This window comes from Vibrio sp. 1402, assembly GCF_033340275.1.
Genome location: NZ_JAWOWE010000028.1, coordinates 1 through 11,793, shown reverse-complemented (window position 1 = coordinate 11,793; position 11,793 = coordinate 1). Strand labels below are relative to the sequence as shown.

4 protein-coding genes are annotated in these 11,793 nt (G+C 44.6%); 2 read left to right on the top strand and 2 right to left on the bottom strand.

Annotated elements, in window-relative coordinates:
- A partial coding sequence (locus tag R7044_RS23510; protein WP_318141730.1) for a Calx-beta domain-containing protein occupies window positions 1-1,574 on the bottom strand: 1,574 nt, incomplete at its 3' end.
- 389 nt (window positions 1,575-1,963) lie between these two features.
- On the opposite strand from R7044_RS23510, the gene R7044_RS23505 reads away from it, so the two are divergent.
- On the top strand, window positions 1,964-3,277 hold the full coding sequence (locus R7044_RS23505) for a TolC family outer membrane protein (RefSeq protein WP_021707835.1): 1,314 nt from the start codon (window positions 1,964-1,966) through the stop codon (window positions 3,275-3,277).
- A 2-nt stretch (window positions 3,278-3,279) separates the two neighbouring features.
- On the top strand, window positions 3,280-3,894 hold the full coding sequence (locus R7044_RS23500) for an OmpA family protein (protein WP_005377363.1): 615 nt from the start codon (window positions 3,280-3,282) through the stop codon (window positions 3,892-3,894).
- 87 nt (window positions 3,895-3,981) lie between these two features.
- On the opposite strand, the gene R7044_RS23495 is transcribed toward R7044_RS23500, so the two are convergent.
- Window positions 3,982-11,793: tandem-95 repeat protein (locus tag R7044_RS23495; RefSeq protein WP_225455830.1), on the bottom strand; the 7,812-nt coding region annotated here is incomplete at its 5' end.

Genomic DNA, 11,793 nt, shown 5'->3' with positions numbered 1-11,793 from the left:
CCTTGCACCGCCCCAATGCCAGTCACCGTGACACTGAAATCTTCTGGGCCTTCATAAACGGCGTCATCAGTGGAAGCGATGCGCACATCAAACTCAGTTTGCCCCGCTGGCACCGTTACTACACCATCGTTTGGCACTGCAACCCAACCACTTCCGGTGTTGTATTCTAAGGTGCCTAAGTCTCCAACTTCGGTGTCACCTAAGTTCAGGCCTAGCTCGACTTGAACAGTGGACTCGGAGGCATTCGACAGCGTCACTTTGAAGTTCGCTGTGTCACCCTCATTGATGGTGCCAGCGTCTGAAATAGTCACGCTTGGACGGTCATCATCCGGATCGGGACCCGGGCCACTGCCGTCATCCACTATCGTTGCCGTCCCCGTATCGCTGCCTTGTACTGCGCCAATGCCGGTTACCGTGACACTGAAATCTTCTGGGCCTTCGTACACCGCATCATCAATGGAAGCGATGCGCACATCAAACTCAGTTTGCCCTGCTGGCACCGTGACTACGCCATCGTTTGGCACTGTCACCCAACCGCTTCCCGTGTTGTATTCTAAGGTACCTAAGTCACCGACTTCGGTATCGCCTAAGTTCAGGCCTAGCTCGACTTGAACAGCGGACTCGGAGGCATTCGACAGCGTCACTTTGAAGTTCGCTGTGTCACCCTCATTAACCGTACCTGCATCACTCATCGTTACCGCTGGGCGATCATCATCAGGATTTGAGCCAGGTCCACTACCATCATCTAAAATAGTGGCAGTCCCAGTAACAGGTGTGCTTTGTTCTTCTGTCGTGCCAGAGAGCGTAAACGTTTCTGGGCCTTCAAATATAGAGTCGTCAATAGAGTCTATAGAGACCGTAAAGTCACTTTCACCCGGTGGGATCGAAATGGTAAAGGTTCCGCTTTCACCGACTGAAACTTCTTCTGTTGTACCATCAGAAAATGTTATGAGGACACGCTCATTGACGTAGTCACTCCCGTTCTCGTCAGCTGAGCCGCCTGTTGCGGTTCCATCAAGGAGAGAAAGAATGACATCAGTGTTGTCTTCAGTTGTTTGACTTAGAGTAATATCGAATACAACTTGGTCACCTTCGTTGATAGTCGGACTAGATATTTCTTGAACTAAGATAGTCGGTGGTACAGGGCCATTAATTACTCTGAAAAGATCCAACAAAGATAGTGCTTGAGTTGTAGATAGTCCGATTCCATCAATACCGACGGTCTCAAAATTCGTACTAGCCAACAATTCAGCGCCAGTACGATCTATTGCACCAGTATTTTGGGGGCTAGAACCACTTTCCTCACCTGCAGCTGGCTCAAAATCCTCACCAAGAGCAGCCGGGTCTTCTCCACTAGCGATAGCCTCGATTAGCGCAGTGACATCATCAGTAACGTTAATTGAACTACCTTGCGGTGTTACCTGTTGTACAATTAATTCTGATGTATCAGAAACTTCCTCAATAATTAATTCACCAGGCTGAGGTAGCTGACCACTTTCAAGACTTCTCAGGTTCCCATCAAGCCCTATAACCACGACATTGCTCATCAATGAACTTAACGCTACTCGATCCATGCTCTTCATCCTTGTATTAGTTTAATTAAAGGCTTGTTACTGCACTAAACACGTCTATAGTTTAGACAAAATATGAATTTTTCGTTTTATTCCAAGAGGATTTAGTTTTTTGAGAGTAATAAGGAAAATAACCGAAGAATTTGCCTTCATTTAAACCAGTTTCCGCTATGCTCTTAAGATAAAAAGGTTTTCTACGAAAAAATCGACCACTTACCAAGCAAGCTTTGCCTCGTATGCTAGAGTTTAGAGAGTAAGATTGTTGTTTTTTATTGAATTAAACATTTAAACATCAACAAGTTGATAATACGCACTAAGAAAATTCATTGTTTGTAACTTCTCGTCTCAAATATGAAACAGAATAAGAGCGACATGATTTTAGGAGAACTAACGTGAGATGGAATCGAGTACATATAGCCTGCTGTTGCTTAATAGTGTCTTCACCAGTTTTCGGTCAAACTCTAGAGCAAGCGGTTGCACAGACGCTACAAAATAACCCCGATATTAAGAGTGCATTTAACGAGTTTATGAGCCAGAAGTACATAAATGAAGCTTCATCAGGTGCTTACCTCCCCTCTGTTGATCTAGATGCTGGAATTGGATATGAAGGATTAGACCCGTCAGATGAAGTTGGTCGAGGAGACACGGATTACACTCGAAAGGAAGCTTCAGTGACACTGACCCAACTAATATGGGATGGTAGCGCTACATTAAATGATATTGATCGAACCGCAGCTGATGCTGAATCTGTTAGATTTCAACTCTTAGCAGATGCTTCAGATAAGGCACTTGAAGTGACTAAAGTGTACTTGGACGCTGTTAAAGCGTATGAAGTCCTAAAGCTTTCAGAAAACAACCTTGCTGTTCATAAAGATATTTACGATGACATTAAAAAACGAGTCAACTCGGGTATCGGCTCTACTGCTGACTTGACGCAGGTAGAAGCACGTTTGGCAAAAGCACACGGAAACTTAGCTGCTGCTCAAAATAACCTGTATGACTCTCACACGATGTTCACTCGTTTAGTCGGTCAAACACCACAAGGGTTAATCTTTCCGAGAGCGGACCAAAACTTTATCCCGTACACGGTTGATGAAGCGGTAGGCTTGGCATTTGAACTTCATCCCGTTATTCAAGTGGCGCTCGCAGACGTAGACTCGGCTAAGTTTCAATACAAACAGTCTAAAGGTGTTAATTACCCAACCATTTCAATTGAAGCTTCGCAAACATGGCGTGACGACGCTGATGGTTTAAAAGGTCGAAGTGATGAGACACTTGCCATGCTGCGTCTACGCTACAACCTATTCAATGGTGGCAGTGATGCAGCGAACTCAGAAAACTTTGCCTACCAGCTAAATAAAGCAAAAGACTTGCGTGAAGGTGCCTATCGCAATGTTGAAGAAGGGTTAAGGCTTTCTTGGAGTGCGCTTGATTTAACATTACAACAAAAAGAGTTTCTATCAGATCATGTAGACTCTGCGTCTGAAACCGTAATTGCTTACGAGAAGCAATATCGCATCGGTAAACGAACACTGCTTGATCTATTGAACACTGAAAACGAGCTCTTTGAGGCGCGTAAAGACTACTTAGATTCTAAATACGCAGAGCAGTACGCCAAATATCGAGTGATGAACGCAACTGGGCAACTGTTGAGTGCATTAAGGGTTGAAATGCCTAAAGAATGGCTAGAAGAAGTGGAGTATTAATTATGAAACACATAGCTTTTATTACACTCTCATTAATGCTCTCCGCATGCAGTTCATCAGATCGTGGTGATGAATATGATTACATAGATACCCCAATTGCCGATCAGTGGGCTGATCATATAGATGATGACTCTGACGGAGTCATTAACGAGCGAGATTTGTGCCCGGGTACACCTTTGGGTGCCGAAATAGACAACGACGGTTGTGGTTCGTACGTTGACTCCTCACAAGAAATGCAAATTCGAGTACTATTTGCGAACGATTCCGATGTGATCAACCCTATCTTTACGCAACAAATTCTTGAACTATCCGACTTTTTGAAAGAGTACCCGAACACGTCTATAGAGATTCAAGGTTATGCTAGTCGCACTGGTACTGCAGAACATAATCTTGACTTATCTAAGCGCCGCGCTGAAAACGTTAGAAAAGAGCTCATGAAGAATGGCATTAGTGGAGATAGAGTTACCATTGTCGGCTATGGAGACACAGTACTTGCGACACAAGGTACAGACCAAGTTAGTCACGCATTGAACCGTCGAGTAACCGCAACAGTGATTGGCCACAAGGGTGAAGTGAAGAAAGAATGGACCGTTTTCACAACACTTCCAAAAAGCTAGCACAACAATAAACAGACCGTAAAAATAAAAGGTCTAGCAAATTGCTAGACCTTTTTTGATTTTAAATTTGACTACAGTTTAGCGCTACTACATGTCTTTGTACTGAGCTTCTAAACTCGCAATTAAGCTTTGAGTCACATCATCAACACTTGCACCGTCAAAATGGATGTCCAATGTCGAGCTCCCTTTTGTAATACTCAGGTTTGCCTCAGATCCCCCGTCTGGTGCCACTTCTACATGATACTCTCCGACATCACCAGTATGATCACCTGATTGAAGATCATTAAGAAGCTCTCCAATTTCATCTTTAGATAAGTCGTCAAACAGATCTGAGAAGTCTAGAGCGTCTTCATTTTTATTGAAGTCAGTGACAGTATCAACATCGTTAGTGACTTCACTCCACTTAAAGATGTCGGCCCCTTCTGACCCTGTTAAAGTATCACTACCTAAACCACCAATCAGAATATCATCCCCTTCACCGCCAACGAGTATGTCGTTGCCACCATGACCAAATAGTAAGTCATCACCAGCGCCGCCATATAAATTATCCGATTTATCTCCTTGGTGAGTTTGGTTGAATTCTTCCAAGTTATTTCTAACGTACTCATGTATATCTTCGCCGTCAACGGTAGACACATCCTGACCCGTTTGCTGCGCCACATGTGATTGAATCGCACTTAAGCCTTGTTCATTACCACCAAACTCAATTAAGTCACCTAACAAGATATCGTTACCTTCACCTCCTTGAATAGTGTCTGAACCTTGTTTGAGAGGTACATCTTGACCCAATATCGTTTCAGCAAGCTTAGTAACATCAATATCTGACTCTACCACACCATCAGTGTCATACTGCTTGAGTGTATGTTCATCAACGCCACTCCCAAGACCTATCGCTTCTATAGAGGACAATGCCGCTAGTACTTGATACATGTGTTGAGCTTGTGTCGAGCTATTCCCTTCATCGTAATAACGGATAGAGCCATAATATCTGTCGATATCGCCAAGGATTCTTCCTGTTAGCGGTGAATAAACCTTACCGTAACTATCTATAACGACATCACCTTTGTAGGTAACTGTTTGTCCGTATGAGTAATTGTTTTTACTCGCAATATCTTGCAGGGTAACAAGCTTGCCAGAATTATCGACGTCCAAAATCACTTTCGAGAATTCACTCGGTGCTACACCATAGAGGTATGTTGCTCTATTTGGTTGACCATCCGTAACAAAGTACGTGATATTTTGGCCATTAGGGTTAGGTTGACTGCTGAACCATTCAACGGCCGACTGTAAGCCCGCCTCATAGTTTGTGCCGCCAGAACCCTCATCATCAATTACACGATTCAACTCTTCTACAAACTCTTTTCTTGCTGTAAGAGAACTCAAGTCAACAGAAATCACCGCTGATGCACTTGAAGCAAATTCACTAAGGTGAATATTCACTGTCCCTGGCTTCTCTCCTTGATTTACCGCACTTAACAGCTCATCAAACACGTCTAGCACTTCTTGCTTCGCAGTTCCTACCCAGTTACCCATGCTCCCTGAAGTATCCAGAACAAATGCGATGTTGTAGTCCTGACCTGCAATGATCTCCAATCCTTGAACATCACCAACAATAATATCGTGATCGTCACTACCCGTTATCTGATCATTCCCATGTGATCCCGACTCCAACACATAGTCACGAGCTGTAAGCTCAACGGATTCAGTTGTTGAAGCTGCGTCATTATTTGATCCTTCAACAGACGTAGCAGTAACGCTTAGCGGGAACTCTAAGCTGCCTTCATAATCGAATGGCACTCTGATATCCAGGGAAAGCTTACCATCTGTACCAAGAGTGACAGGGTAATCTCCATTTGAATCTTGCTTAATTGCGAGCCCATCAACATACACGTCAACACCGTCTGGTAGATCTTGTACAAGAGCAGTCTGCGCTAAATCCTCACTTCCATCGACATCAACTAGATCAACATCCACATCGACCGAAATCCAGCGATCTTGAAGCACTTCATAAGTGCCATCAGGTTTCAAATCAACAATTTTGTCTGCAAAAACAACGCGTTCAATTTCATATAAATGATCACCTCGGTCATCACTACCTGTATGATCGTTTACCGAATCGATAGAACGACTATCTAATAAAATCCAATATGGAACTTTACCGCCATGATCGTCTTTGAAGGTCATTTTGTAGTCATCAAAGTTCCCTGTTAGGTAGACTGTATCTTTACCATCATGCAGAGTAAGACTGGTCGCGTCATCACCATAAAACGTATCATTGTTACCACCGCCAACAAATACGTCATCGCCACCGCCACCATAGAATACATCGTTGAAATCTGTCCCAACAAACAAGCTGTCGGTGTCACTTAAGTCAGTATTGACTCCCAACACAACACCAGCGTGTGTATTAATTTTAGGTACTGCATTATCCAACCCAAGGTTGGCTGCGACAGCCTCATTTTCGGTATTGGTATTATTTATTGCCGATGTAGCTAAGTGGTGATTAGGATCAACAGCATCTCTTTTTACTAACTCTCCAACATTAATCGTGATCGCAGGGGCATCTGCAACTGCGGCAACGTTGATATCAAGTGTATTTGTTACGCCAGTATTTGTGGTATAGCTAATTAATGGAACGTCACCTGACCAATGCTCAGCAGGTTCAAATATGTAACTACCATCTCGGTTTACTAGTAACGTACCACTAGTCAAAGAAACACTTTCGCCTACCTCGTAATCAGCACCATCGATAGTAAGATGATCTACCATCAGAATATTGTCGCCGTCAGAGTCATTAAGCAATACATTCCCTTGTAGAGTATTGTCTTCTATGGTTTCGCCCAAATCACTTTCCGTTTCCGTCGGTAAGTTCTCATGTACTACAACATTGATCGCCAAGTTAGATTCTGCTGAATCACCATTCGAGCTTTCTGTACTCGTTGCAGTCAAATTGATAGTGAAGTCATCATGGGAGCCCGCAGGTGGAGTCACAGTAAGTGCATCTAATGCCCAACTTGTCACGTCCAGTTCTTCATCAATAGTTGCGACAGTAATAGAACTATTTCCATCTGAAAGGATCGCACCTACAGGTAAGCCAGTTAGCGTGACTTTAAGTGATTCAGAGCCATCTGTATCATTTAAGCTTGCTTTAATTTCAGAGAGCGGTATCGCTGTATCTTGTAACCCTTCGTTCAGCTGGTATGTTTCGTAAAACGCAACACCATTAACTTCTTGTAGTTCAGACGCTCTGATATCAGTTGCTTCTAGTGCACTTTCATCACTAACTACGTAAAGACTACTATTGCTCAGATTTACAGGCGCTTGTCCATTAATGGATACATCCACATTAAAGTTACCCGGACCACTTTGGTTATGGTGATAGATTTCAATTGGATAAAAGCCAGATACCGAAGGGGTAAAGCTAGCACCCTTAATATCACCACTGTCGCTCCCCCAACGAGCTTGATCAAGTAACGTACCACCCAACTTGATAGCAAGGCTATCATCTGCTTGCCCAACAAAGTCGTAACTCGAGCCAGCTTCGAGATAAACAAGAGATGTGACTAGAACGGCCTCATTTGCCAAGGTTGCATGAGTCCCTAAATCTTCCACATTTGCCCAACTCAATCGAGTACCATCGGCTTCATTAAGAGCGTTGATCGCTGAGATTAGAGTCTCTCCATTGACCCCCATACCATCACTAGAACCAATTTGAACATTACTCCATGTCGTAACGTTAAACTCTTGTTGAGGCAATGAGTTTAATGGCGTCACTGCAATTAAGTTCGGTTTGTCAGCTACAGGGTTCACGTCTATTGTCAGTGTCGACTCTTGACCAGAGCTCTGCCCATCTGTCGGTTTAAAACCAATTTGAGCGTAACTAGATTCCTGATCTCCGACTTGATTTCCGCCGAAGCTGTCACTGCCTGATTCATTTAATTCAGGTACAAAACGAACACCGTTTTCCTCAAAAAGCGATTTATCGAGGACTTGATCGATTTGTACAGACTGCCAATCGCCTTGCGAATCTCTGTACTCTAATGATCCATCGCTAGGAAGCGTTGTAATTTGGACGGAGAGATCTGATACGTCAGAGTCCACATCGCTAATACCGAATGATGACCAATCAAGCATCACTTGAGTATCTTCATTCATCTCAACCACTGAAGGCGAAGATTCAGGAGCATCATTCACATTTACCAGAGAAACATTGACCTCGGCAGTATCAATCCCGCCAGTTCCATCGATAACCTCAACCTGAAGCGTATAATCGCCCAAGTCAACATCATCGATTGTCTTGTTCAATGAAATCTGTCCGCTTGTCGGGTCGATATCAAAAATACCATTAGTGCTCGAGCCATCTGCAAAGCGGTATACAAGCACGTCATTATCGTGATCTTCAGCAACGACCGTGCCGATAACGGCCCCACTCGCCGTGTTTTCGTTAACTGACCCGAAGTCGTAAACATCATCATTTGGCTTGTCACCAGCACTATCGCCGCCAGAAATGAACTCTGGAGCGTGCTGAGCATCTATAATAGAGACTGTTGCTTCATTCGAGTCACTTGCAAGCGTCGAATCTGCACCAACCGTATCAATTAGAGTCACGGTTAGGTTTTCAAGATCTTCGTAAATACCATCATCGAGAGTTTTTATATCAATCGGCGCCGACGTTTTACCCGCTGGAATCGTGACTGTGTACGTACTTGGAGCAATATAATCTTTGTCATCAACATTCCCTCCGATTGTGAATGTTACCAGTACATCTTCATCTGCTTTTTGGTCAATGTTGACGATAAATTTTGCATCACTACCTTCATCAACTGAGGATTGATCTGAGCTAATAGTCACTTTCGGTGCACTTTGGGCATCAACGATCACAACACTTGCGCTGTTATTTGAAGCAATGCTCGCATCAGCGCCATCCACCTCTTTAATGGTTACTGTGAAAGATTCTGCGCCCTCATAAATACCATCGGTGACCGTCAGTAAGTCAAGAGCAGCTGAAGATTGACCCGCAGGAACTTCAACACTCAGAACGCCAACAAAATCTTTTCCATCTTGGGCCACGCCACTATATTCGACATGAACCGTAACACTCTCATCTGCAACTTTATCAAGTGTCAGCGTAAAGCCTGCCGTTTCACCTTCATTTACGCTGTTTTGATCGGCACTAATACTAACTAAAGGTGCAGGATCAGAATCCACAATATTTGCGTTACCAGTTGCAATACCATTACTGGTGACACTACCGATTTCCGTAACCGTCAGACCAAAGCTCTCATCACCTTCATGGACATTATCTAGTTTGGTCGGGACTGCGACTTTAATTTCAGCGACACCTGGAGGTATGGTAACGTCTCCATTAGGCGCCATATCTAATGTTTGAGTTTGACCATGAGTATCCACATAGGTCACTGCCATAGCGCCTAAATCAACATCTTCCGCAGTATAGCTATCATTTGTTGTTGACTTCAGATTGACGACAACGGCCTCTTGAACAGGGTTAGAGAGTAAAACGGTAAATATTGCGTCAGTTCCTTCAATGACATCGCCGGCATCTACTACGCTAAGTTTTGTACTGTCATTATCAAGAACTGTTGCCGTCCCCGTTTCACCGCCGATCTCAAGAACGATCGTTTCGCTGCTTTCCACAACCAAGTCATCAATAGTCGGAATCGATATTTCGAAGCTACTTATACCTGCAGGAACAATCAAGTAACCACCTAAGAAAACAACACCATTTGTATAGGTTGCATTTGATAGATTTACGTCATTCTTATCAACTGAAGAACCTTGAGCAAGCATATCAACTTGGTACTTAACGGCAGTGCTAGTGGTTTCATTTAGAACAACCGAGAACGTGACATTGTCACCCTCGGTCACACTATCACCGACCACAGACAGACTTGGCCCGTTTTCCGCAACATTACCATCTAACATTTCGTTAACGATATTGACTGTAGATGGATCGCTAACGCCATTTTCAGAGTCGACTGCCACATATCCAAAGCTGTCTTCGGCAGGAACACCTTCTACATAACGTAACTCCCAGTTACCTTCATTTTTCGTAGAAAAATCTAACTGAGTAATGACCGAACCTTCAGGAAGAGCTAGATCTTTCCCATAACCAACGCTTGTTTCTTGGAATAGCATGAAGTTGCCTTCAGGCTTCAAAAACTCGAACGTTTGAGTCTGTTGGACATTATTTGAATCTAAGTATGTAACCGTAATAAGTGCTGCGTTGTCATCACCGTAATCAAACAATCCACCTAATCCATCTAAGCCAAGGTTTACGCTGCCCACAGGATTATTAGACAAATCGATCGTAATCGATTCACCTTTCTCAATACCCTGCCCATCATTGTCAGCGATACCATTGCCGATGTGTGACACCTGGCGGTTGTACTGCGCAAGCTCACCGCTATCAGAAGAAATGGTGATAGAAGCTCCATTTGCTAAATGCTCAGTACGGGAATGTGATAAACCACCATCCTCACTTAATCCCCAGTTATTGAAATCTGTTGTAGATTCCGAGCCATTAGGCGTATTTGGACGATCTTTGATACCTAATAAGAAGCCAACATTATCAGCTTCATAGTAAAGGCTGTCTTTGTCATAAAGCGTATCGCTTACTTCTTTAATTTCGTGCAACTCACCATCACTATCTTTAAAGAACAACGTACCTGAGGTTGGCAGTTCAGTAATTCGGACATGTAGATCGTTGCCTTTTAAGTCGTCTTCAACATCCGCGATATGATCTTGAGAGTCGCCATCACCTAAAGGTTTCGTATCAGTATCAAATACAACTTGCGTCACAGGCTTGTCAGTCACATGCGTAAAGTCCTCACTGTCAGGCTTGTCATTGACTGGCGTCACATCGACGTTCACCGTGGTGGACTCGCTGACGCCACCGGACGTAACGATGTAGGTAAAGCTGTCTGTACCGTGGTAGTTGTCGTTTGGCGTGTAGGTCACGCTGCCGTCCGGGTTGACCGAGACCGTGCCGTTGGCTGGACCGTTGTTGGTATCGAGCGACACCACTTTATCGTCGCCTTCGAACGTGTCGTTACCTAAGACCTTGATGATGGTCGGCGTGTCTTCCACAACCGTCGCTTTATCTGCCACGATGTCCGCCACAGGCGCTACCGTGAAGTTCACCGTTTGGCTAACGCTCTCGCCGCTTGGATCGGCGGCAGTAAAGGTCAGCGCTTCAGAGCCGTTCCAGTCTGCCGTTGGGCTAATGGTCGCGATGCCATTTTCAATCGACACCAACACGTTGCTGTTGCCAGAGACGCTAAACGTTAACTCGCCATCCACGTTATCCACATCGCTGAAAGCGGTATTTAGATCGATGCTGTATGGCGTAAAGTCTTCCGCCAAGGTTTGGTCTGCGAGGCTGCTTTCAACCACAGGCGTGTCGTTCACCGCATTCACGGTGACGTTGACCGTCGCTTGGTCAGTCAGCGAACCATCGGTAACGGTGTAAGTGATTTCAGCGTCGCCATGGAAGTTCTCGGCCGGTGTGAACACCAACTTGCCGTCAACAATTTCAACTGTCCCTTGGTCACTCGGCACAGACGCCGATTGGATAGACAGCGTATCGCCATCAATGTCAGTATCGTTTGGCAGGACATCAATCGTCACTGGCGTGTCTTCGTCAGTAACGGCATTGTCATTGGTCGCCACTGGCGCGTCATTCACTGGCGTCACATCGATGTTCACCATGGTGGACTCCGATACCCCACCGGAGGTAACGATGTAGGTAAAGCTGTCTGCACCGTGGTAGTTGTCGTTTGGCGTGTAGGTTACGCTACCATCCGGGTTGACCGAGACCGTGCCGTTGGCTGGACCGTTGTTGGTATCGAGCGACACCACTTTGTCGTCGCCTTCAAACGT

What these genes read in the sequence shown, in the direction of transcription:
- R7044_RS23500 (WP_005377363.1), top strand. Translation starts at nt 3,280, where the DNA reads ATGAAACACATAGCTTTTATTACACTCTCATTAATGCTCTCCGCATGC.